Source organism: Streptomyces sp. NBC_00005 (genome assembly GCF_045160215.1).
In the GTDB taxonomy this organism is placed as follows: Bacteria; Actinomycetota; Actinomycetes; order Streptomycetales; family Streptomycetaceae; genus Streptomyces.
Genome location: NZ_CP108316.1, coordinates 7,731,282 through 7,754,522 on the forward strand (window position 1 = coordinate 7,731,282; position 23,241 = coordinate 7,754,522).

Sequence of the window (23,241 nt, forward strand, 5' to 3'; positions counted from 1 at the left end):
GTCTCCGTACAACCCGGGAGAGATGTAGATGTCCGTATCGGACGAGACCAGCACTGCCACCGACGGCATCATCCTGTCCGAGGCCGCGGCGTCGAAGGTCAAGGCCCTGCTCGACCAGGAAGGCCGTGAGGACCTGGCGCTGCGCGTCGCCGTTCAGCCCGGCGGCTGCTCCGGCCTGCGCTACCAGCTCTTCTTCGACGAGCGCTCCCTCGACGGTGACGTGGTCAAGGACTTCGGCGGCGTCAAGGTCGTCACCGACCGCATGAGCGCCCCGTACCTGGGTGGCGCGTCCATCGACTTCGTCGACACCATCGAGAAGCAGGGCTTCACGATCGACAACCCGAACGCGACGGGCTCCTGCGCCTGCGGCGACTCCTTCAGCTAGGCCCTGACGCCGACAGCTGAACAACTGAACAAGCCGAAGGCGGCGGCCCCCTCCGACAGGGCCGCCGCCTTCGCGTCTCTCCGGGCGACTACTGCACCTCGGCCGTGGTCCGAGGCAGCCGCGCCCCCGGCTTCACCTGCGGAATCCCCTTGCCGTCCGAGCCCACGACCTTGCGGTCACCGATCGGCTCGTCCAGCTGCACGGTCTTCTGGATCTCCTTGGCGATCATGATGCAGACCTTGCCCTTCCAGGGCTTCTCGGTCACCGTGACGGTCACCTGGTCCGCGTTCTCGCTCGCCGTCGCCTCGTAGTCGGCGCACACGCCGCCCGTGAAGCTCACGGTCAGCTCCTTGCCGTCCGCCGTGTAGCCGTCCACCTTGACGTCCCGGGTGGCCGGCGCCGAGGTCGGCTCGTCGCTCGGCGCGGTCGCCGACGGGGTGGGTTCGGCGGACGGACCGGTCGAGTTCGAGGCCAGGTACTTCGGGTCGACGGCCGGATACGTCGCCGTGAAGGTGTTCTGCGCGCTCGCGCCCTTCACCTCGAACAGCCAGGACGGCACCAGCGCCTGCCGCCCGTCCACGGCCCGCGCGGCCAGTCCGAACACCGCGCCCTCGACCGTGACGGTCTCCTTCGCCGGCGTCGCGCTCGCCCCCGGCGCCGACTGCCCGCACGGCGCCTCCAGCCGGTCCTTCTGCGGTACGGGGGTGGCGCAGCCGCCGATGCCCATGCGGTGGTCGGTCGTGGGCGCCGAGTTCATCAGGTCCAGCGTCTTCTGCGCACCGAGCACGGGGTACGTGTCCCCCTTCACCGGTGCCTTCAACTGGCCGCTGCCGCCGACCACTTCACCCTGCGCGCTCACCGTCAGACCGGTCGTCCAGCCGTACGTGGGCAGCCCGCCGACCAAGGGGTTCGCGTTCACCGCCCGCTGGGCCCCGATGATCTGGCTCGCGTCCACCTTCGCGTCGTCCTGGCCGACCGCCTTCAGCACCGGCGACGCGGCCTTCTTCGCGGCGGCCTCGCCGACCGTGTCGCCGGCCGGGTTCGCGGGGTCCTTCGTGCAGGCGGTCATGCTCTGGCAGGCGTCGGTGCCGGCCGCGTACCGGTGGAACGTCCACGTGCCGGGCGCCTGCTTGTTGACGACGAGGCTCGGCCCCGACCCGTCCTTGTCGGGCCCGACCTGCCAGGCCTGCCCCTGCGCCACCGGCGTCCCGGTCAGCCCGAGCGCCTTCGCCAGCCGGGCCACCTCGTTCTTGGTGACCTCGCCGCTCACCCGGTACACCGGCGCCGAGTCCGGCCCGTCGGGCAGGCTGCCGTCGACCTTGTAGGTGACGCCGTACGGGTTGGGCTCCCCGGGCGCGATCCCGTTCGTACCGCCCTCGCTGTAGCCGTCGAGGGCGAGCGGCGGGGGAGTGCTGTCGTCGCCGGAGGCCCCGGCGTTCGTACGGCCACCGGACCCACTGGAGGCGGACGCCGCGAGGTAGGCGCCGCCACCGCCGACGAGCATGACTGCGGCGGCGACGGAAGCGATGAGCACGGGGGAACGCCGGCGGGCCGGCCGGGGGTGCTCCGCCCCGGGATCGGGGGTGGCGTCGGGAACGTCGCCGTCGTCCTCGCCGACGGCGGGAGCCTCGGCGACCTTGGACTCCTCGGCCTCGGAGCCCTCCCTGTCGGCGCCGGAACCCTCCGTGCCTGCGTCCTGCCCAGAGGCTTCCCCTTGAGAAGCTTCGCCCTCAGAAGCCCCTGCTTCGGAAGGCCCAGCTTCAGAAGTCCCGGCTTCAGAAGCCTCCGCTTCAGGAGCGTCCGCATCGCCCTCCGTGACGCCCGGAGCCGCGGCGCCCTCGGCGCCCTGCTCCTCCACGGCACCCTGCTCCGCCGCGGAGCCGGTGTCGTCCCGCTCCTCGGCGGAGTCGGCTGCGTCGTTGTCGGGTCGGTCGGTGTTCACCGCATCGCTCCTTCACGTGCTGTCCCATGACCCTGACCCGGCCCTGTCAAAACAGTCGGCGGGAGGGTCGTATCGCGCATCCCCTTTACGGGGGACGGCGATGGGACGCAGCGGGGGAGCGCGCGGTTCCCTCACCCGCGCCGACCCGTACTACCGGCCGATTTCAGTCGCCGTAGTCCGACATCGAGTCCAGCAGGCGGGCCGACTTCGACGGCACCGTCACGCCGTGGATGAGTGACGGGGAGACCGGGAGGGCAGTGATCCGGTCGGGGGCGGCCCAGTGGGGGACCATCCGGGCGCAGTCGCCGCGCAGCGACGCGAGGTCGCCTTCCAGGTCGACCGGGGCCGGGGCGTGGACCTTGAGGTTCGTCATAGCGGAACCGTAGGCACGCCGAAGCCCGCGAAGAAAGATCTACTATCGGGTAGTTTTAGCCACTTCAGAGCCGCTCTTCAGTGCCCGGCTACGACCCGGTAGCGTGAACTGTCAATCTTGTCTCCCCACAGGAGAGTCCCCGTCGTGCGCATCGCAGTCACCGGCTCCATCGCCACCGACCACCTCATGACCTTCCCGGGCCGGTTCGCCGACCAGCTCGTCGCGGACCAGTTGCACACGGTCTCGCTCTCCTTCCTGGTCGACAACCTCGACGTACGCCGGGGCGGTGTCGGCGCGAACATCGCCTTCGGCATGGGCCAGCTCGGTACGAAGCCGATCCTGGTCGGCGCCGCCGGCTCCGACTTCGACGAGTACCGCGCCTGGCTGGACCGGCACGGCGTCGACACCGGCTCGGTCCGCATCTCCGAGACCCTGCACACCGCCCGCTTCGTGTGCACCACCGACGCCGACCACAACCAGATCGGCTCCTTCTACACGGGCGCGATGAGCGAGGCCCGACTCATCGAGCTGAAGACGGTCGCGGACCGCGTCGGCGGCCTCGACCTGGTCCTGATCGGCGCCGACGACCCGGAGGGCATGCTCCGTCACACGGAGGAGTGCCGCTCCCGCTCGATCCCCTTCGCCGCCGACTTCTCCCAGCAGATCGCCCGTATGAACGGCGACGAGATCCGGATACTGCTGGAGGGCGCCACGTACCTGTTCTCGAACGAGTACGAGAAGGGCCTCATCGAGTCCAAGACCGGCTGGAGCGACGAGCAGATCCTCGCCAAGGTCGGCCACCGCGTCACCACCCTCGGCTCGCGCGGCGTCCGCGTCGAGCGCACCGGGGAGGACCCGATCGAGGTCGGCTGCGCTCAGGAGGAGCGCAAGGCCGACCCCACCGGCGTCGGCGACGCCTTCCGCGCCGGCTTCCTCTCCGGCCTCGCCTGGGGCGTCTCCCTGGAGCGCGCGGCTCAGGTCGGCTGCATGCTCGCCACGCTCGTCATCGAGACGGTCGGCACGCAGGAGTACCAGCTGCGACGCGGTCACTTCATGGACCGCTTCGCCAAGGCGTACGGCCATGAGGCGGCGTCCGAGGTCCAGAAGCACCTGGCCTAGTCAGGAGACCCGGCGGACCACGTAGGCCGAGCCCCGGTCCGCCGGCTCCTCACCCACGTACTCCTGACCCCGCATCTCGCACCACGCCGGGATGTCCAGCCGGGCCGCCTCGTCGTCGGACAGGACCCGCACCGTGCCGCCCACCGGGACGTCCCCGATGACCTTGGCGAGCTCGATGACGGGGATGGGGCAGCGCTTGCCGAGCGCGTCGACGACCAGGACGTCCTGCTGCAGGGTCGCCGCCGGAGCGGGCGCCCCCAGCTTCTCCCGCACCCCCGCCACCACTCCCGGCAGCACCTCCAGGAACCGCTCGACGTCCTCCTCCTGTGTCCCCGGCGGCAGCGAAACCCGCACATTCCCCTCACTCAGCACCCCCATCGCCCTCAGCACATGGCTGGGCGTCAGCGTGCTGCTCGTACAGGACGATCCGGACGAGACGGAGAAACCCTCCCGGTCGAGCTCGTGGAGCAGTGTCTCCCCGTCGACATAGAGACAGGAGAAGGTGACGACCCCCGGCAGTCGCCGCTCCGGATCCCCGACCACCTCCACGTCGGGCACCAGCCGCGGCACCCGCGCCCGGATCCGCTGCGTCAGCTCCCGCAGCCGTACCGCCTCTTGTGCCGCCTCGGCCCGCACCGCCCGCAGCGAGGCCGCGGCCGCCACGATGGCCGGCAGATTCTCGAACCCGGCCGCCCGCCCCGACTCCCGCTCGTCCAGCGGCCCTTGAGGCGCGAACCGCACCCCCTTGCGCACCACCAGCAGCCCGACCCCCGACGGCCCACCCCACTTGTGGGCGCTGGCGGCGAGCAAGGACCAGTCACCCTCCACCCGCCCCCAGCCCAACGACTGCGCCGCGTCCACCAGCAACGGCACCCCCGCCTCCCGGCACACGGCGGCCACTTCCGCCACCGGCTGCTCGGTGCCCACCTCGTGGTTGGCGGACTGCAGGCAGGCCAGCGCCGTATCGGGCCGCAGCGCCTCCTCGTACGCCCCCACATCCACCGCACCCGCCCGATCCACGGGCACCTGCGTCACGACCCCGCCCCCGGCCTCGAACACCTCGGCCGAATGGAGCACCGAGGAGTGTTCGACGGCTGACACGATCAGGTGACGTCCCACGCGACGCCGCCCCGCCAACGCGCCCGCGATCCCGGTGTGTAGGGCCCGGGTCCCGGAGGAGGTGAAGACCAGTTCGTCCGGACGGCAGCCCACCGACTCGGCAGCCGCCTCCCGCGCCGCGTCGAGCAGCAACCGGGCCCTGCGCCCCTCCCGGTACAGACGTGCGGGATCGGCCCACCCCTCATCGAGCGAGGCCAACAGCGCCTGCCGGGCAACGGGATGAAGAGGAGCAGCGGAAGCAGCATCGAAGTAGGCCACACGGCAACGTTAAAGCGCCGGTCACCGAAACAGGAGCGCGGGCAACTGCGCGACCGGCCAGTACGCACCCGCACACGCCAAAACACCCGAATCCCCGAGCTATTAGGCACCCCAAACGCCCTTCGGGGTGACCGGCGGCGCGTTGGGGACCCTCCCCGCGCGACCCCAAATTGCGTCGGCTAGGGTTTGGTCCGCATAAACATCCAAACCCCTGCCCGACGCAGGGCGGCGACCGACCAGCGAGAAGGCCGCAGCCATTACGCGCGGGCGAGACTCTCGGGAAGGCGCTACGTGAGTCCCAACGGCTCCGACCGCTCGCCGCGGCGCCCGATGCGGCGGAAGCTGCTGCAGGCAATGACCGCGGGCCTGGTCCTGGCGACAGCCACTGGTTGCTCGTACAACTGGGAAGACTTCCCCCGCCTTGGTATGCCCACCCCGGTCACGGATGAGGCTCCGCGGATCCTCTCCCTCTGGCAGGGCTCGTGGGCGGCCGCGCTCGCTACGGGCGTGCTGGTCTGGGGCCTGATCCTGTGGGCGACCATCTTCCACCGGCGCAGCCGCACCAAGGTCGAAGTTCCCCCGCAGACCAGGTACAACATGCCCATCGAGGCGCTGTACACGGTCGTTCCGCTTGTCATCGTCTCGGTGCTGTTCTACTTCACGGCCCGTGACGAGTCGAAGATCCTGAGCCTCGACAAGAAGCCGGACGTCACTGTGAACGTCGTGGGCTTCCAGTGGAGCTGGGGCTTCAACTACATCGAGCCCGTCGACGGTTCCACCGGTGATGCGAAGACAGACAAGAACCTGGCCGCCATTCCGGACCGGTTCAAGAACGCGTTCCCGGCGAACGCAGGCGGTGTCTACGACGTCGGTACGCCGGCCACGAAGAACCCGCAGACGGGCAACCCGGGCCCGACGCTGTGGCTCCCCAAGGGGAAGACGGTCCGGTTCGTCCTCACCTCGCGTGACGTCATCCACTCCTTCTGGGTGGTGCCGTTCCTGATGAAGATGGACGTCATCCCGGGCCACACCAACTCCTTCCAGGTGACCCCCAACAAGGAGGGCACCTTCCTGGGCAAGTGCGCCGAGCTGTGCGGCGTCGACCACTCGCGGATGCTGTTCAACGTGAAGGTCGTCTCCCCCGAGCGCTACGAGCAGCACCTCAAGGACCTCGCCAAGAAGGGGCAGACCGGTTACGTTCCCGCCGGCATCGCGCAGACGAGCCACGAGAAGAACCGGGAGACGAACAACCTGTGAGCATCCTCAACGAACCCCAGGGTGCCGCGGCAGAGTCCCACTACGCGGACGAGCTGCCGGTTCGGCGCAAGCAGCCCGGCAACGTCGTGATCAAGTGGCTGACGACCACTGACCACAAGACGATCGGAACGCTGTACCTCGTCACGTCGTTCGCGTTCTTCATGATCGGTGGCGTGATGGCGCTGCTGATGCGCGCCGAGCTGGCCCGTCCGGGCCTGCAGATCATGTCGAACGAGCAGTTCAACCAGGCGTTCACGATGCACGGCACGATCATGCTGCTGATGTTCGCGACGCCGCTGTTCGCCGGTTTCACGAACTGGATCATGCCGCTGCAGATCGGCGCGCCCGACGTGGCGTTCCCGCGGCTGAACATGTTCGCCTACTGGCTCTACCTGTTCGGCTCGACGATCGCGGTGGGCGGCTTCCTCACCCCGTCGGGCGCGGCCGACTTCGGCTGGTTCGCCTACAGCCCGCTGTCGGACGCGGTCCGCTCGCCGGGCATCGGCGCCGACCTGTGGATCATGGGTCTGGCCTTCTCCGGCTTCGGCACGATCCTCGGTGCGGTCAACTTCATCACCACCATCATCTGCATGCGCGCTCCCGGCATGACGATGTTCCGTATGCCGATCTTCGTGTGGAACGTGCTGCTGACCGCGGTGCTGGTCCTGCTCGCCTTCCCCGTCCTCGCCGCCGCGCTGTTCGCGCTGGAGGCGGATCGGAAATTCGGGGCACATGTCTTCGACGCGGCCAATGGCGGCGCCTTGTTGTGGCAACACCTCTTCTGGTTCTTCGGCCATCCAGAGGTGTACATCATCGCGCTGCCGTTCTTCGGAATCATTTCCGAGGTCATCCCGGTGTTCTCCCGCAAGCCGATGTTCGGCTACATGGGTCTCATCGGCGCGACGATCGCCATCGCGGGTCTGTCCGTGACCGTGTGGGCCCACCACATGTACGTCACCGGCGGTGTGCTCCTCCCGTTCTTCTCCTTCATGACGTTCCTCATCGCCGTGCCAACAGGCGTGAAGTTCTTCAACTGGATCGGAACGATGTGGAAGGGGTCCTTGAGTTTCGAGACCCCGATGCTCTGGGCGACCGGCTTCCTGATCACCTTCACCTTCGGCGGTCTGACCGGTGTCATCCTGGCCTCGCCGCCGATGGACTTCCACGTCTCGGACTCGTACTTCGTGGTGGCGCACTTCCACTACGTCGTGTTCGGCACCGTCGTCTTCGCGATGTTCTCCGGCTTCCACTTCTGGTGGCCGAAGATGACCGGCAAGATGCTCGACGAGCGCCTCGGCAAGATCACCTTCTGGACGCTGTTCATCGGCTTCCACGGCACCTTCCTGGTCCAGCACTGGCTGGGTGCCGAGGGCATGCCGCGTCGTTACGCTGACTACCTCGCGGCCGACGGCTTCACCGCCCTGAACACGATCTCGACGATCAGCTCGTTCCTGCTCGGCATGTCGATCCTGCCGTTCCTCTACAACGTGTGGAAGACGGCCAAGTACGGCAAGAAGGTCGAGGTCGACGACCCGTGGGGCTACGGCCGCTCGCTCGAGTGGGCGACGTCCTGCCCGCCGCCGCGGCACAACTTCCTCACCCTGCCGCGGATCCGCAGCGAATCCCCGGCGTTCGACCTGCATCACCCTGAGATCGCCGCTCTCGACCAGCTCGAGAACGCGCCTCACGGTGAGAAGGCTCTGGCTGGTGGCAAGGAGGCCGGCAAGTGAAGGTTCAGGGCAAGATGTTCATGTGGCTGAGCGTCTTCGTCCTCGCCATGGCGGTTGTCTATGGCGTGTGGTCGAAGGAGCCGGCCGGTACCACGGCGCTCTTCCTGGCCTTCGGTCTGTGCATCATGGTCGGCTTCTACCTTGGCTTCACGGCCAAGCGGGTCGACGCGGGTGCCATGGACAACAAGGAGGCCGACGTCGCGGACGACGCCGGCGAGGTCGGGTTCTTCAGCCCGCACAGCTGGCAGCCGCTGGCCCTCGGAGTCGGTGGCGCATTCGCCTTCCTGTCGGTCGCGATCGGCTGGTGGCTGCTGTACTTCTCGGTGCCGGTGATCCTGATCGGCCTGTACGGCTGGGTCTTCGAGTACTACCGCGGTGAGAACCGCACCCAGTAGCACGCGCAGAGCGCATCGGGAGCCCGGACACTCCGTCAGGAGGGTCCGGGCTCCTGCTTTTGCCGCAATCCAGATCACTCGTACGAGTTACCCGGCGCGCCGTGCTTGACGAACGTCCATAGCGTGATGGACATGAACCACACTCCGCGCACCCGCACCGTCGTCAGCTGCACCCTGCTGGTGATCGCCCTCGGCGCGGGCGGCACCGCTTGCAGCAGCGGCGGCAACCCGCTGACCGCCGAGCCGTACGACGCGACGGACCAGATCTCCTTCAACGGCCCCACAGGGGACGAGAAGAAGGCCGACCCGGACAAGCCCCTGGAAGTCACCGCCGAGGACGACGACGGCCGCATCACCGACGTCACTGCGATAGATGCCACAGGTCGCTATGTGACGGGCGAACTCTCCGCCGACGGCACCCGCTGGCACAGCACCTCCCCGCTCGCCGCCAACGCGCACTACACGGTGCGGGTGAGCACGGAGGACGAGGACGGGGCACCGGGCCGCAAGGTCCTCGCCTTCGACACCACCAAGCCCACCACCAAGAAGCGCCTGGGCGTGACGTTCGGGCCCAAGTCCGGCACATACGGCGTCGGCCAGCCCATCACCGCCAAACTGGACAAGCCCGTCAAGGACCCGGCGCAACGGGCCGTCGTCGAACGGGCTCTGCGGGTGGACTCCGTGCCCGCCGTACAGGGCGCCTGGCACTGGGTGGACGACAAGGAACTCCACTACCGTCCCAAGGACTACTGGCCCGCCCACGCCACCGTCCAGGTGCGCAGCGACCTGGACGGCGTCAAGGTCGGCGACCGCCTGTGGGGCACCAAGAGCAAGGCGCTGAAGCTCAGTATCGGCGACAGCATATTGGCCGTCACCGACGCGGGCTCGCACTCCATGACGGTCTACAAGAACGGCGAGGACATCAAGCAGCTCCCCGTCACCACGGGCAAGCCGGGCTTCGACACCCGCAACGGCGTCAAGGTGGTGCTGGGCAAGGAGTACTTCGTACGTATGCGCAGTGCCACCGTCGGCATCTCCGAGGGCTCCTCGGACTCCTACGACCTACCCGTCTACTACGCCACCCGCGTCACCTGGAGCGGCGAGTACGTCCACGCCGCCCCCTGGTCCGTCGGCTCCCAGGGCTACGCGAACGTCAGCCACGGCTGCACCGGCATGAGCACCAGCAACGCCGAGTGGTTCTTCAACACCGTCCATGAAGGCGACGTGGTGAAGGTCATCAACTCGGCCGGCGAGACCATGGAGCCTTTCGGCAACGGCTTCGGCGACTGGAACCTGACCTGGAAGAACTGGCGCACAGGCAGCGCCCTGGTGAGCGGCACCCCGGACGGCCCCCGCCCGGAGGACGCGGCAAGACTGAGGCCGCAGAGCGTGTGACATGCCCTGATGCGCAGCGGACTTCAGGGGCGCGGGGCTGTGTCGATGTGCGGCCCCGCCGCGTGGGCGCGATCAACCGCCAACGACCCGCGGCAGCAAGAGACCCGCACCCCCGAGCTCCTAGGCGCTCTGCTGAAGGGCCTTCTTCCGCAACAGCGAGGCCAACGCCGCAGCGAACTCGACGGGGTCCACAGGCAGCGTCACGGCCGCGTCAGCCCGGCTCCACGTGGCGAGCCACGCATCCTGCGGCCGTGCGATCAGCAACAGCACCGGCGGGCAGTTGAACACCTCGTCCTTGATCTGCCGGCACATCCCCATGCCGCCCATCGGCACGGCCTCGCCGTCCAGGACGCAGACGTCGATCCCGCCCCGGTCGAGCTCCTTGAGGACCGCGGCGGGTGTGGCGCACTCCAGGAACTCCACCAGGGGCACATCCGGAGCCGGCCGCTTGCCGGAGGCCAACCGCACCTGTTCGCGAGTGTTGGAGTCGTCGCTGTAGACCAGCACCGTGGCGGTCGGCTGCATTGTTCCTCCGATACGCAGTGGAGTCTGTCGTCGTACGGAAAGGCTCGTCGGGGCGGATGTTACTCCGTTCAACACCACGTCAACACCGGTATGGACGGCAGCAACACTCCGAACGGCACCCCCCGGAGTGAGGGCGGGATAAGCGACCGACATAATGTCGGTCGTGGCGACAGCAACGACAGTAGAAACCGGGCACGCGCACCCGTCGGTCAACCGGCCGAACCTCACCAGCGTCGGAACCATCATCTGGCTGAGTTCCGAGCTGATGTTCTTCGCGGCCCTCTTCGCGATGTACTTCACCCTGCGATCGGTGACCGGTCCGGATCACTGGAAGGAGATGGCGAGCCATCTCAATCTTCCGTTCTCCGCGACCAACACCACGATCCTGGTGCTCTCCTCCCTCACCTGCCAGCTCGGCGTCTTCGCCGCCGAGCGCGGGGACGTGAAGAAGCTCCGGGGGTGGTTCATCATCACGTTCGTGATGGGTGCGATCTTCATCGGCGGTCAGATCTTCGAGTACACGGAGCTGGTGAAGAAGGACGGGCTCTCCCTGTCCTCCGACCCGTACGGCTCGGTGTTCTACCTGACCACCGGCTTCCACGGCATGCACGTGACAGGCGGCCTCATCGCCTTCCTGTTCGTCCTCGGCCGCACGTACGCGGCGAAGAGGTTCACGCACGAGCAGGCGACCGCGGCCATCGTCGTGTCCTACTACTGGCACTTCGTCGATGTCGTGTGGATCGGCCTCTTCGCCACGATCTACCTGATCAAGTAGCCGGGCCCGTCCCGCGTGCGCCCGCAGGCGCACATCCCAGAAGCATCGACGCAGAAGATCCTGACACCGGGGTAATCCGTGAAAAAGCTCTCCGCACGACGACGCCATCCCATGGCGGCGCTCGTCGTCCTACTCCTCGCGCTGGCATGCACCGGGGGGCTGTACGCCGCGTTCGCACCCGCGAGCAAGGCGCAGGCCGATGAAACCGCCCAGTCTCTCGCCATCGACGAGGGCAAGAAGCTCTACTCCGTGGGCTGCGCCAGCTGCCACGGCACCGGCGGTCAGGGCACCTCCGACGGTCCGAGCCTCGTGGGCGTGGGTTCCGCGGCCGTCGACTTCCAGGTCGGCACCGGCCGTATGCCGGCCCAGCAGCCGGGCGCACAGGTCCCGAAGAAGAAGGTCATCTACACGCAGGCCGAGATCGACCAGCTTGCGGCGTACATCTCCTCCCTCGGCGCCGGCCCGACCGTCCCCACGAAGTCGCAGTACGGCCCGGACGGTGCGGACATCGCCAAGGGTGGCGAACTGTTCCGTACCAACTGCGCGCAGTGCCACAACTTCACCGGCAAGGGTGGCGCGCTGACGCACGGCAAGTTCGCGCCGGACCTCGAAGGCGTCGACCCGAAGCACATCTACGAGGCCATGCAGACCGGCCCGCAGAACATGCCGTCGTTCCCCGACACCACGCTGTCGGAGCAGAACAAGAAGGACATCATCGCGTACCTGAACGCGGTCAACGGTGACAACACCGAGAGCCCCGGCGGCCTTGAGCTGGGCGGTCTCGGCCCGGTCTCCGAGGGCCTGTTCGCCTGGATCTTCGGACTCGGCGCGCTGATCGCGGTCGCCGTCTGGGTCGCCGCTCGGACCGCAAAGGCCAAGAAGTCATGAGTAGCCAAGACATTCCAGAAGAGAACCTGCCGGCTGAGCAGTCCGCAGGACACAACGAGCACGGCGAGCACGGTGCGGTGACCGTCGCGGACGAGAAGAACCCGTTCGCGGACCCCGGTCTGCCGCCCCACGAGCACCGGGTACAGGACATCGACGAGCTGGCCGCCAGGCGGTCCGAGCGCACGGTGGCCATGCTCTTCACGGTCTCGATGCTGGCCACGGTCGGCTTCATCGCCTCGTACGTGGCGATCCCGCACGACAAGGCGATCTTCGTCTTCCCGATCGGCCACATCAACGCGCTGAACTTCGCGCTGGGCATGACCCTGGGTCTCGCCCTGTTCGCGATCGGCGCGGGCGCGGTCCACTGGGCCCGCACCCTGATGTCCGACGTGGAGGTCGCCGACGAGCGTCACCCCATCGAGGCCTCGCCCGAGGTCAAGGCGAAGGTGATGGACGACTTCCGGCAGGGTGCCAAGGAGTCCGCGCTCGGTCGTCGCAAGCTGATCCGCAACACGATGTTCGGTGCGCTGGCACTGTTCCCGCTCTCCGGCGTCATGCTGCTGCGCGACCTCGGCCCGCTGCCCGGGACCAAGCTGCGCCACACGCTGTGGTCCAAGGGCAAGCTGCTCGTCAACATGAACACGAACGAGCCGCTGCGCGCCTCCGACGTCGCCGTCGGCTCGCTCACCTTCGCCAAGCCCGAGGGCCTGGAGGAGCACGACGAGAACTTCCAGACCGAGATCGCCAAGTCGGCCCTGATGATCGTCCGGATCCAGCCGGACAACATCAAGGACAAGCGCGAGCTCGAGTGGTCGCACGAGGGCATCGTCGCGTACTCGAAGATCTGCACCCACGTCGGTTGCCCGATCTCCCTGTACGAGCAGCAGACGCACCACGTGCTGTGCCCCTGTCACCAGTCCACCTTCGACCTCTCCGACGGTGCCCGAGTGATCTTCGGCCCCGCCGGTCACGCCCTGCCGCAGCTGCGTATCGGCGTGAACGACCAGGGCTACCTCGAGGCGCTCGGCGACTTCGAAGAGCCCGTCGGTCCTGCATTCTGGGAGCGCGGATGAGCACCAACGAGACCACAGAGGCCCGGCGCGACAAAGCGCCGACAGGCGAGCGCGTCGCCGACTGGGCGGACGGCCGGCTGGGGATCTACTCCCTGGCCAAGTCCAACATGCGCAAGATCTTCCCCGACCACTGGTCGTTCATGCTGGGCGAGGTCTGCCTCTACAGCTTCATCATCATCATCCTCACGGGTGTGTACCTGACGCTGTTCTTCCACCCGTCGATGAACGAGGTGGAGTACCACGGCAGCTACATCCCGCTGCAGGGCCAGCTGATGTCGGAGGCGTTCAACTCCACCCTGCACATCTCCTTCGATGTGCGCGGTGGTCTGCTGATCCGGCAGATCCACCACTGGGCGGCGCTGATCTTCCTCGCCGGCATGTTCGTGCACATGATGCGCGTGTTCTTCACCGGCGCGTTCCGCAAGCCGCGTGAGGTCAACTGGCTGTTCGGCTTCCTGCTGTTCGTCCTGGGCATGTTCACCGGCTTCACCGGTTACTCGCTCCCGGACGACCTGCTCTCCGGCACCGGTGTCCGCTTCATGGAGGGCGCGGTCCTGTCCGTGCCGATCGTCGGCACGTACCTGTCGTTCTTCCTCTTCGGCGGAGAGTTCCCGGGCGGCGACTTCGTGGCCCGCTTCTACTCGATCCACATCCTGCTGCTGCCGGGCATCATGCTCGGCCTGGTGGTCGGCCACCTGATCCTGGTCTTCTACCACAAGCACACGCAGTACGCGGGTCCCGGAAAGACGAACAACAACGTCGTCGGCATGCCGCTGCTGCCGGTGTACATGGCCAAGGCCGGAGGCTTCTTCTTCCTGGTCTTCGGTGTCATCGCGGTGGTGGCGGCGATCGCCTCGATCAACCCGATCTGGGCGATGGGTCCCTACCGTCCGGACATGGTGTCCACGGGCGCCCAGCCCGACTGGTACATGGGCTTCTCCGAGGGCCTGATCCGTGTCATGCCGGGCTGGGAGATCAACCTGTGGGGCCACACGCTCGTCCTGGGTGTGTTCATCCCGCTGGTCATCTTCCCGCTGGTCCTGGTCTCGATCGCGGTCTACCCGTTCATCGAGTCCTGGGTCACCGGCGACAAGCGTGAGCACCACATCCTGGACCGCCCGCGCAACGCCCCGACGCGTACGGCGTTCGGTACCGCCTGGATCTCGTGGTACTTCGTCCTGCTGGTCGGTGGTGGCAACGACATCTGGGCCACGCACTTCCACCTGTCGATCAACGCGATCACCTGGTTCGTGCGGTGTGCGTTCTTCCTGGTGCCGGTGCTCGTGTTCATCGCCACCAAGCGGATCTGCCTCGGCCTCCAGCGCCGCGACAAGGACAAGGTGCTGCACGGCCGCGAGTCGGGCATCATCAAGCGTCTGCCGCACGGTGAGTTCATCGAGGTCCACGAGCCGCTCAGCCAGGACGCGCTGCACACCCTCACGGCGCACGAGCAGTACAAGCCGCTCGAGATCGGTGCGACCACCGACGAGAACGGCGTCGAGCGCAAGGTGAAGGGCTCCGAGAAGCTGCGCGCCAAGCTCAGCGAGGCGTACTACGGCGACGAGTCCCAGATTCCGAAGCCGACCGTCGAGGAGTACAAGGAGATCACGAGCGGCCACGGCCACCACTGATCGCTGCGGCTCGCCACAGCCACGGTAGAAGGGCCCCGTCCGGTGTTCGGACGGGGCCCTTCGCCTTGCCTTCCGGCTGGATAGGGTGGGGGTCGGACTTCCTAGAGGAATTCCCCCTTCTACGACACCCAGGAGCGGCCTTATGAGCGCTGTGACCCCCGCTGGAGGCGACACCGCGGCGGGCCGTTCCTGGCCCGAGGTACTGAACGCCCTGCTGTACGGCCGTGACCAGAGCGCCGACGCGACGGCCTGGGCGATGGACCAGATCATGCGCGGCGAGGCCACCGACGCGCAGATCGCCGGTTTCGTGGTGGCGCTGCGCGCCAAGGGCGAGACCGTCGAGGAGATCACCGGCGTGGTCCGGGCGATGTACGAGCACGCCAACGTGATCGAGGTGTCGGGCCGCACGGTCGACATCGTCGGTACGGGCGGCGACGGCGCGAAGACGGTGAACATCTCCACGATGTCGTCGATCGTGGTGGCCGGCACCGGCGCGAAGGTCGTCAAGCACGGCAACCGCGCGGCCTCGTCGGCATCCGGCTCCTCGGACGTCCTGGAGAAGCTGGGCGTCAACCTCGACCTCACGCCCCGGCGGGTGGCCGAGGTCGCGGAGGAGGCGGGCATCACCTTCTGCTTCGCGGTGAAGTTCCACCCGGCGCTGCGTCATGTGGCCGCCGCCCGCGGCCAGTTGGGCATCCGGACGGTCTTCAACGCGCTCGGTCCGCTGACCAACCCGGCAAAGGTGAAGGCCCAGGCGGTCGGCGTCGCCGACCCGCGGATCGCGCCGATGATCGCGGGCGTCCTGGCCGAGCGGGGCAACTCCTCCCTGGTCTTCCGCGGCGACGACGGCCTCGACGAGCTGACGACCACCGCCACCTCCCACGTCTGGGTCGTCCGCGACGGCAAGGTCACCGAGGAGAGCTTCGACCCGCGGGACGTCGGCATCGAGCTGGTGCCGGTGGAGGCGCTGCGGGGCGGTGACCCGTCGTTCAACGCGGAGGTCGCCCGCCGGCTCCTCGACGGCGAGACGGGTCCCGTACGGGACGCCGTGGTGCTGAACTCGGCCGCGGCGCTCGTGGCGCTCGACCCGGGCCCCGGGACGCTGGCCGAGCAGATCCGGGCCGGCATGGCCAAGGCGGCGGAGTCGATCGACTCGGGCGCGGCCAAGCGGGCGCTGGAGCGCTGGGTGGCCGCGAGCAACGCATAGCGGGGGAGCGCGGTCCCGTAATCCGGACAGGAGTTGCGGGACCGCGATCACTTCACGTACGTTCCTGTTCAGGTCATGAGTGACAGTCATGAGGCCCCGGCCGACTGTCCGGCAACCCTCCGTCCGTGGCGGGGTGCCCCGGGTGAAGACCAGGTCGTAGGCAGCGAGGTCTACGGCAAGCGCGGACCCCTCGAGAAACGCCAGGGGTCCTGGTCATCGAGGGAGCCTTCTGTGAGCAAGCGAATGCGATAGGGCGTAGAGCCCCGCCTCCACACACCCCTTTCACTTTCTCCGTGCTTGAGCCGTAGCTGCTCGCGCGGTGATTCTTCTTGCTTCTCACAGGAGTTCGCCATGTCTGTCTCCACCGCTGCCGCCGCCCAGACCCTTTGTGCCCAGCTGCCCGTTCTGGGACGGGATGTCACCGTCCCGCTCGTGACGGGCGGCGAGGTCACCTACGCCGCGCTCGACTATGCGGCCAGCGCCCCGGCCCTCCAGCGGGTGTGGGACGACGTGGCGGCCTACGCCCCGTACTACGGCAGTGTCCACCGCGGCGCCGGGTACCTCTCCCAGCTGTCGACCGACCTCTTCGAGAACGCCCGCAGGACGGTCGCCGAGTTCCTGGACTGCCGGGCCGACGACCAGCTGGTCTTCACCCGGTCGACGACCGACTCCCTCAACCTTCTGGCCCAGGCCCTGCCCGCCGACTGCCAGGTCTTCGTCTTCGAGACCGAGCACCACGCCAGCCTGCTGCCCTGGAAGGACGCCCGGGTCACCTATCTCAACGCCCCGCGCACCCCGCGGGCGGCCGTCGAGACCCTGGAGCGCGCCCTCGCCGACCGCGACCCGTACGGCCCGGCCCTGGTCTGCGTCACCGGCGCCTCCAACGTCACCGGCGAGCTGTGGCCCGTGCGCGAGCTGGCGGCCGCCGCCCACGCCCACGGCGCCCGCATCGTCCTGGACGCCGCCCAGCTCGCCCCGCACCACCCGGTCTCCGTACAGGACCTCGACGTCGACTGGATCGCCTTCTCCGGGCACAAGCTGTACGCGCCCTTCGGCTCCGGCGTGCTGGCCGGCCGCGCCGACTGGCTGCAGGCGGCCGACCCGTACCTCGCGGGCGGCGGCGCCAGCCGCAAGGTCACGCGGCGCGAGGACGGGGGAGTGGACGTGGAGTGGCACGACACCGCCGCCCGGCACGAGGCGGGGTCGCCCAACGTCATCGGCGCCTACTCCATCGCCTCGGCCTGCAAGGCCCTCACCGAGGCCGGCTTCGACACCCTGGTCGCCCGTGAGCAGCACCTGATCGACACCGTCCGTGCGGGCCTCGCCGAGGTGCCCGAGGTCCGGGTCCTCTCCCTCTTCGGCGCCGACGCGCCCCGCGTCGGCGTGATCTCCTTCGTCGTCGAGGGCTGGAACAGCTCGCACTTCGCCGCTGCGCTCTCCGCCGAGTACGGCATCGGCGTCCGCGACGGTCTCTTCTGCGCCCATCCGCTGGTGCGCACCCTCCTGGGCAGCGACCCGCAGACTCAGGGCGAATGCGGCGCCCCCGAGGCCGCGCCCGGCGAGAAGTCCCTCAACGCGATCCGCGTCAGCTTCGGCGCCGGCACCCCCGACGAGCACGTCGAGCGCTTCGTGACCGCCGTGAAGGAGCTCGTGCGCGATGGCGCGCAGTGGCGGTACCGCACGGAGGACGGCCGCTGCGTCCCCGCGGTCTGAGCAGTGCTACGCCCGGAGGCGGTGTTCGGCGGTCAGGAGTCCAGACCGATCGCGAACGCCGCCTCCAGGTCGTGCTGGGAGTAGGTGCGGAACGCGACGTGCGTGTCCGTGCCCTCGACGCCCGGGATCTTGCTGATGCTGCCGGGAATGACCTCGGCCAGATCCTCGTGCTGCTTCACGCGCACCATGGCGATCAGGTCGTACGTGCCGGTGACCGAGAAGACCTCGCTCACCGACTCCAGCGCGGCGATCCGCTCCGCGATCTCGGGGATCCGGTCCACGCTGGTCTTGATGAGGACGATCGCGGTGATCACGGCTGGTTCTCTCCCTCGGGGGCCGGAGCTGGGGCGGCCTTTACTCTAGTCGCCCGCCCGTCTCCCACCACCGCCCTTCCAAGGCCGCCCTTCGGGCCCTTCTTGCTTCCGAACAGCACCCAGGCGAAGACAAAGCCCAGGCCGAAGCCCACCAGGTGGGCCAGATAGGCCACCCCGGGGCCGCTGGCAGCGCGCCCCGCCGCCAGCCACTGCAGGGCAGCCCAGAAGGGCAGGACGACCCACGCGGGGAAGCGCAGCGGAAGGAAGAAGAGGAACGGCAGGAGGCTGGTCACCCTGGCGCCGGGGAACAGGTAGAGAAAAGCGCCCAGGACCGCCGAGATCGCCCCGGAGGCGCCGACCAGGGACTGCTCGGACGTGGCGTTGGCCGCCGCGTACCCCATCAGGGCGAGGTAGCCGCAGCCGACGTAGAACACGGTGAACCGGAGCGGGCCCATGCGTTCCTCTGTCATCACGCCGAAGACGTAGAGGAAGAGCATGTTGCCGAGCAGGTGCACCCAGCTGCCGTGGACGAACAGCGCCGTGGCGGGGGTCAGGGCGGCCCTGGGGGAGGCCTGGAACAGCTCGCCCGGGACCACGCCCCAGTGGTGGAAATAGGCGCGCTGGGCGGCGAGCAGTGCGTCGCCGGAGCCGTAGGCCGGATTGAGGCCCGCTGCCGGGCCGATCACGAAGACCAGGCAGCACAGGGTGATCAGCACGTATGTCACCGGCGCCGCGGGGCGGCGGGTCGCTCTGCTGACGGTCGGGCTCCAGTTGCTGATCATGAACACAGAGCATGACGTAACGGGACGCAGTCGCCCAGACCGCCTCGCCGCCGTGGACGGGCGGGCGGCGAGTCCCCGCCAGGCCGTAGGGTTACGAGCCACACGCCCCGGGAAGCCGGTGCGTCACGGACACTGGAAGACCTAGAAGGAAAGAGCACAGTCACGATGACGGTTCCCCTGCCGACGGCCTCGACGCGGTGGCGCTGCACTCTCTGCGGCAACCTCACGCGTTTCGACGTGACGCGGTCGTCGAAGGTCGTCGAGTACGTCCACCTCGATCTGGCCGGCGAGTCCAAGGTCGAGGAGCGCGAGGTGGTCAGTGAGACCATCGAGTCGGTGCGCTGCCGGTGGTGCAACGCGGTGGATCAGGTGGAACTCGTGGACAGGCCGGGCGCCGACTCCTGAGCGGAGCGGCCCCACAGGTAATGGGGTGTGACGGATGGTGGAGACCACGGGCGGGGGGCCGGACGACGGCACCGCCGAGGTGCTTGACCGTCCGCTGCCCGACGGGGTGCGCCGCAGGGTCGTCCAGATCGTCTCGGACGGGTTCGGCGGGCTGACCGTCGGTGAACTGCCCGCACAGCTCAGGCAGTACGCCCGTTTCGCACCGAATCGACGGGCCAAGTTCGCCGGCAATGCGATGGCGGCGGCGCTGGAGACGGATCCGCTGTTCAGGCAGCGCATCAGCGAGAAGCTGAGAGAGGCGCAGTCGGAACTCGCAGACGCTCTCGACTCGGGCTCACCGCCCCCGGCCGCGGATCCGCTCGACGTGGCGGCCGCGGCCTATGTTCTGCGGCCCACGGGCTGGGTGAAGCTCGTGACCGCGGCCGGCGAGGAGGCCCAGCGGGCCGACGCCGAGCGCGCCGACGAGGAGAGCCGGGCCGAGCTGGAGCGGCTGCGCGAGGAGCTCGAGAAGGCCCGTGAGCAGACCCGGGTCGACACCGAGCGGCTGCGCGCCGAGCTGGAAGCCGCCAAGAAGGAAGCCGACTCGCTGCACCGGAAGCTGCGCGCCGCCGTCAGCGACGTCAGACGGGGCGAGGCCGCCCTGCGCAAGACGCATGCCGAGATGGAGGCCGTACGCACGGAGGGGCAGGCCCAGATCTCCGCCGCCGAGAGCGAGTCCCGGCGCCTGAAGTCACGGCTCGGGGAGGCGGAGGCCGCCCTGGAGGCCACGCGTAAAGCAGCGCGCGAGGGGCGCAGTGTCGAGGACATGCGCGTCCGGCTGCTTCTGGACACCGTGCTGGACGCGGCCCAAGGGCTGCGCCGGGAGCTGGCGTTGCCGCCCGTGTCCGTACGGCCGGCCGAGACCGTCGATGCGGTCGAACCGGGGCGAATGACCCCGAAGGACATCGCCGCGCGGGCGTTGTCCGAAAACGACCCCGCGATCCTGGACCAGCTGCTCGCGCTGCCGCAGGCGCACCTGGTCGTCGACGGCTACAACGTCACCAAGACCGGCTATCCCCAAATGCCCCTGGAGAAGCAGCGGTTGAGGCTTCTCGGCCAGCTCTCGCAGCTCGCCGCGCAGACCGGCGCCGAGGTCACCTGTGTCTTCGACGGGGCCGAGCTGGCCGCTCCGGTGCTGCTGGCGCCGCCGCGCGGAGTGCGGGTGCTGTTCTCCAAACCCGGCGTCACCGCCGACGAGGTGATCCGCCAGCTGGTGCGCGCCGAGCCGCCCGGCAGGCCCGTCATCGTCGCCTCCACCGACCGTGAGGTGGCCGACGGAGTGGCCCGCGCGGGGGCGCGGCCGGTCGCCTCGGCGATGCTGCTCAAGCGGCTGTCCTGAGCCTGTGCCGAGCCTGTCCCGGGCGTCTGTCCCGGGCGTCTGTCCCGGGCGTCTGTCCCGAAGGTCGAACTTCTAGGTTTAATGCCCGAATTGGCGGGATCGTCACGCAACGTAGCGTCAATCGAGGATCACTGCATGTGAGTTGTGTGCAAAGAATGCATTGCGTGACGGGATTTTTTGGTGTGAGGATTTGATCTGATCACAGGAACATCACTAGGGTCTGGGCTCGAACCTCCGAGCGGGTGATCACTCAGAAGAAGGAGTTCACCTCCGTGCCGTCCCACCGTCGACCCAAGCAGCCGAGTCGCACACGCGTGACCGTGCTGACCACCGCAGCCGCTGCCGCCGTCGCTTTCAGCGCGCAGGCCGCCAACGCCGCGCCGAGCGAGAAGCCCAGCAAGGACGAGGTCAAGGCGAAGGTCGACAAGCTCTACGAGGAGGCCGAGCAGGCCACCGAGAAGCTCGACGGCGCCAAGGAGAAGCAGCAGAAGCTGCAGAAGGAAATCTCCACCATCCAGGACAACGTCGCCCGCGGCCAGGAGGAGCTCAACACGCTGCGCGACTCCATCGGCATGGCGGCGGCGGCCCAGTACCGCACCGGCTCCATCGACTCCTCCCTCCAGCTGTTCCTGTCGTCGAACCCGGACGACTACCTGGACAAGGCGTCCACCGCGGACCAGCTCAGCTCCCAGCAGGTCGAGGCGCTGAAGAAGATCCAGGAGAAGCAGCGCGAGCTCGCCCAGGAGCGGTCCGAGGCCTCCGACAAGCTCAAGGACCTCGCCTCCACCCGCACCGAACTGGCCAAGAAGAAGAAGGAAGTTCAGGGCAAGCTCGCCCAGGCGCAGAAGCTGCTCAACTCCCTGACGGCAGCCGAGCGCGCGGCCCTCGCCGCCGCCGACGCCCGCGCCAGCCGTTCCTCCGCGGACCGCGTGGACCTCGGCAACACCAGCGCCGCCTCCGGCCGTGCGCTCGCCGCCTTCCAGGCCGCCCAGACCCAGCTCGGCAAGCCGTACGTCTACGGCGCCACGGGCACCGCCTCCTACGACTGCTCGGGCCTGACCTCCTGGGCCTACGGCCAGGCCGGCGTCTCCATACCGCGCACCTCGCAGGCGCAGGCCAACGCCGGCACGAGGATCTACAGCCAGAGCCAGCTCAAGGTCGGCGACCTCGTCATCTTCTACAACGACCAGCACCACGTCGGTCTCTACGCGGGCAACGGCCAAGTGCTGCACGCCCCGCGCACCGGCACCGTCGTGCGCTACGAGTCGATCGCCGACATGCCGTTCCAGTTCGGCGTCCGGATCTGACGCTCATCCCCTCGGGGATGCGTTTCAAGATCAGGACACCGAACCGCCCGAACGGGCGAATTGCGTGAACCCGCGCTGACCCCACGCCCCGCCGATGACCTGCGTCAGAGGCGGGGCGTCACGTTGTGTGCCCACGGAGGTCTTTGGCCGGTGCCCTCCCGCGGGGCTACTGTCTGCCGCGTTTCCCTGCTGCGGCGGGGAGGCAGTCCTTGTCGCCAGCGGAAGGAGCGCGGCTTCCCGTGGGGTCTCATCGCCGCCTTGCACCGACGTCCGGGTTCAACCGGGGCGCCGGCGCCGCCCTGTGTGTGTTGTCCGCCGCGGCCTCCGCCCTCGGCGCCGTACCGGCGAACGCCGCTCCGCACGACCACACCAAGGCCGAGGTGGACCGCCTCTACGAGGAGGCCGAGAAGGCCACCGAGGCCTACAACAAGGCCGACGAGAGTGCCGACACGCTGCGCAGGCAGGTGAGCGACGCCCAGGACCGCATCGCCCGGCAGCAGCAGCGCATCAACTCCATGCGGGAGTCGCTCGGTTCGCTGGCCGGCGCCCAGTACCGCTCCGGCGGCATCGACCCCTCCCTTGCCCTGCTGTTCTCCGACGACCCGGCCGACTATCTCGACAAGGCCTCCGTCATCGACCGCATCACCGCCCACCAGGCCGGCGAACTCAAGGACCTCCAGTCCGCGATGCGCGAACTCGCCCAGGAGCGCGCCGAGGCGGCCGGCAAGCTCGCCGACCTGGACAAGAGCCGCAAGGCCGTCGCCACCCACAAGAAGGCCGTCGAGAAGAAGCTCGCCAAGGCCCGCCGACTGCTCAACTCCCTGCCGTACGCCGAGCGTGCCGCCTACGACCGCGCCTCCCGGGCCGGCCGTGACGTCATCCCCGACCTCGGCAGCGCCCTCCCGGCCTCGGCCCGCGCAGCCGCCGCGATCGCCGCCGCCCGCTCGGCACTCGGCATGCCGTACATCTGGGGCGCCACCGGCCCCTCCGGCTTCGACTGTTCGGGCCTGATGCAGTGGTCGTACGCGCAGGCCGGAGTCCATCTGCCGCGCACCTCGCAGGAGCAGCGGTACGCCGGCCGGCAGATCCCGCTGTCCCAGGCGCGCCCCGGCGACCTGGTCGTCTACCGGTCCGACGCCAGCCATGTCGCGATGTACATGGGCAACGGCCAGGTGATCCACGCGCCCTACCCCGGCGCGCCCGTGCGCTACGACCCGGTGGGAATGCTGCCGGTGTCCTCGGTCACGAGGGTCTGACCAACCGCCCCGTC

Annotated in this window: 22 protein-coding genes and 1 riboswitch; of the genes, 16 read left to right on the forward strand and 6 right to left on the reverse strand. The window is 68.7% G+C overall.

Features of this window, described 5'->3' with window-relative positions:
* Positions 1–28 precede the first annotated feature (28 nt).
* Entirely contained in the window at positions 29–385 is a 357-nt protein-coding gene (locus OG303_RS35435) for a HesB/IscA family protein (RefSeq protein WP_405873599.1), read from the forward strand.
* An 88-nt stretch (positions 386–473) separates the two neighbouring features.
* Here the strand turns inward: OG303_RS35435 and OG303_RS35440 are convergent, their stop codons facing one another.
* Positions 474–2,327 carry a hypothetical protein gene (locus tag OG303_RS35440; RefSeq protein WP_405873600.1) on the reverse strand — a complete coding sequence of 618 codons (1,854 nt, stop codon included), beginning with the start codon at positions 2,325–2,327 and terminating at the stop codon, positions 474–476.
* Positions 2,328–2,490: 163 nt separating this feature from the next.
* On the reverse strand, positions 2,491–2,700 hold the full coding sequence (locus tag OG303_RS35445) for a hypothetical protein (RefSeq protein WP_405873601.1): 210 nt from the start codon (positions 2,698–2,700) through the stop codon (positions 2,491–2,493).
* Between the two features lie 144 nt (positions 2,701–2,844).
* Here OG303_RS35445 and OG303_RS35450 point away from each other — a divergent pair, with 144 nt between their 5' ends.
* Positions 2,845–3,819 carry a carbohydrate kinase family protein gene (locus OG303_RS35450; RefSeq protein ID WP_405873602.1) on the forward strand — a complete coding sequence of 325 codons (975 nt, stop codon included), beginning with the start codon at positions 2,845–2,847 and terminating at the stop codon, positions 3,817–3,819.
* Here the strand turns inward: OG303_RS35450 and OG303_RS35455 are convergent, their stop codons facing one another.
* Positions 3,820–5,196 carry a cysteine desulfurase/sulfurtransferase TusA family protein gene (locus OG303_RS35455; protein ID WP_405873603.1) on the reverse strand — a complete coding sequence of 459 codons (1,377 nt, stop codon included), beginning with the start codon at positions 5,194–5,196 and terminating at the stop codon, positions 3,820–3,822.
* A gap of 291 nt (positions 5,197–5,487) precedes the next feature.
* Here OG303_RS35455 and coxB point away from each other — a divergent pair, with 291 nt between their 5' ends.
* From coxB to OG303_RS35475, 4 genes are all read left to right on the forward strand, one after another.
* Positions 5,488–6,453: a cytochrome c oxidase subunit II gene (gene coxB / locus OG303_RS35460; protein ID WP_405873604.1), complete on the forward strand. Its 966-nt coding sequence runs from the start codon at positions 5,488–5,490 to the stop codon at positions 6,451–6,453.
* Positions 6,450–8,183 carry a cytochrome c oxidase subunit I gene (gene ctaD, locus OG303_RS35465; RefSeq protein ID WP_405873605.1) on the forward strand — a complete coding sequence of 578 codons (1,734 nt, stop codon included), beginning with the start codon at positions 6,450–6,452 and terminating at the stop codon, positions 8,181–8,183. Before coxB ends, ctaD begins: the two co-directional genes overlap by 4 nt.
* Complete coding sequence (locus OG303_RS35470) at positions 8,180–8,578, forward strand: cytochrome c oxidase subunit 4 (protein ID WP_405873606.1); 399 nt, start codon at positions 8,180–8,182, stop codon at positions 8,576–8,578. Before ctaD ends, OG303_RS35470 begins: the two co-directional genes overlap by 4 nt.
* Positions 8,579–8,710: 132 nt before the next feature.
* Positions 8,711–9,973 (forward strand): Ig-like domain-containing protein, encoded by a 1,263-nt coding sequence (locus OG303_RS35475; protein ID WP_405873607.1) that lies wholly within the window; start codon positions 8,711–8,713, stop codon positions 9,971–9,973.
* A 120-nt stretch (positions 9,974–10,093) separates the two neighbouring features.
* Here the strand turns inward: OG303_RS35475 and OG303_RS35480 are convergent, their stop codons facing one another.
* On the reverse strand, positions 10,094–10,498 hold the full coding sequence (locus tag OG303_RS35480) for a hypothetical protein (protein WP_405873608.1): 405 nt from the start codon (positions 10,496–10,498) through the stop codon (positions 10,094–10,096).
* 154 nt (positions 10,499–10,652) lie between these two features.
* On the opposite strand from OG303_RS35480, the gene OG303_RS35485 reads away from it, so the two are divergent.
* The 6 genes from OG303_RS35485 (at position 10,653) to OG303_RS35510 (ending at position 17,785) form a co-directional block, all read left to right on the forward strand.
* Positions 10,653–11,273 carry a heme-copper oxidase subunit III gene (locus OG303_RS35485; RefSeq protein WP_019067823.1) on the forward strand — a complete coding sequence of 207 codons (621 nt, stop codon included), beginning with the start codon at positions 10,653–10,655 and terminating at the stop codon, positions 11,271–11,273.
* A gap of 78 nt (positions 11,274–11,351) precedes the next feature.
* The gene (locus OG303_RS35490) at positions 11,352–12,161 is read left to right on the forward strand and encodes a c-type cytochrome (RefSeq protein WP_405873609.1); all 810 of its coding nucleotides are present in this window, start codon (positions 11,352–11,354) and stop codon (positions 12,159–12,161) included.
* Complete coding sequence (locus tag OG303_RS35495) at positions 12,158–13,234, forward strand: Rieske 2Fe-2S domain-containing protein (RefSeq protein WP_405873610.1); 1,077 nt, start codon at positions 12,158–12,160, stop codon at positions 13,232–13,234. Before OG303_RS35490 ends, OG303_RS35495 begins: the two co-directional genes overlap by 4 nt.
* Complete coding sequence (locus OG303_RS35500) at positions 13,231–14,865, forward strand: cytochrome bc complex cytochrome b subunit (protein WP_405873611.1); 1,635 nt, start codon at positions 13,231–13,233, stop codon at positions 14,863–14,865. The genes OG303_RS35495 and OG303_RS35500 overlap by 4 nt, the downstream gene beginning before the upstream one ends.
* A 142-nt stretch (positions 14,866–15,007) precedes the next feature.
* Positions 15,008–16,072, forward strand: a complete 1,065-nt coding sequence (trpD, locus tag OG303_RS35505; protein ID WP_405873612.1) for an anthranilate phosphoribosyltransferase — start codon at positions 15,008–15,010, stop codon at positions 16,070–16,072.
* Between the two features lie 71 nt (positions 16,073–16,143).
* Positions 16,144–16,260, forward strand: a riboswitch (SAM riboswitch).
* 163 nt (positions 16,261–16,423) lie between these two features.
* Positions 16,424–17,785 (forward strand): aminotransferase class V-fold PLP-dependent enzyme, encoded by a 1,362-nt coding sequence (locus OG303_RS35510; protein ID WP_405873613.1) that lies wholly within the window; start codon positions 16,424–16,426, stop codon positions 17,783–17,785.
* A gap of 32 nt (positions 17,786–17,817) precedes the next feature.
* On the opposite strand, the gene OG303_RS35515 is transcribed toward OG303_RS35510, so the two are convergent.
* Together OG303_RS35515 and OG303_RS35520 are read right to left on the reverse strand one after the other, a co-directional pair.
* Positions 17,818–18,099 (reverse strand): Lrp/AsnC family transcriptional regulator, encoded by a 282-nt coding sequence (locus OG303_RS35515; protein WP_020115829.1) that lies wholly within the window; start codon positions 18,097–18,099, stop codon positions 17,818–17,820.
* Positions 18,096–18,881 (reverse strand): rhomboid family intramembrane serine protease, encoded by a 786-nt coding sequence (locus OG303_RS35520; RefSeq protein WP_405873614.1) that lies wholly within the window; start codon positions 18,879–18,881, stop codon positions 18,096–18,098. The genes OG303_RS35515 and OG303_RS35520 overlap by 4 nt, the downstream gene beginning before the upstream one ends.
* A gap of 165 nt (positions 18,882–19,046) precedes the next feature.
* Here OG303_RS35520 and OG303_RS35525 point away from each other — a divergent pair, with 165 nt between their 5' ends.
* From OG303_RS35525 to OG303_RS35540, 4 genes are all read left to right on the forward strand, one after another.
* Positions 19,047–19,286 (forward strand): hypothetical protein, encoded by a 240-nt coding sequence (locus tag OG303_RS35525; RefSeq protein ID WP_405873615.1) that lies wholly within the window; start codon positions 19,047–19,049, stop codon positions 19,284–19,286.
* A 34-nt stretch (positions 19,287–19,320) separates the two neighbouring features.
* Positions 19,321–20,664 (forward strand): NYN domain-containing protein, encoded by a 1,344-nt coding sequence (locus OG303_RS35530; protein ID WP_405873617.1) that lies wholly within the window; start codon positions 19,321–19,323, stop codon positions 20,662–20,664.
* Between the two features lie 272 nt (positions 20,665–20,936).
* Positions 20,937–21,971 (forward strand): NlpC/P60 family protein, encoded by a 1,035-nt coding sequence (locus tag OG303_RS35535; RefSeq protein ID WP_405877652.1) that lies wholly within the window; start codon positions 20,937–20,939, stop codon positions 21,969–21,971.
* Positions 21,972–22,210: 239 nt separating this feature from the next.
* Positions 22,211–23,227, forward strand: coding sequence for an NlpC/P60 family protein (locus tag OG303_RS35540; RefSeq protein WP_405873618.1), 1,017 nt, complete (start codon positions 22,211–22,213; stop codon positions 23,225–23,227).
* Positions 23,228–23,241 lie beyond the last annotated feature (14 nt).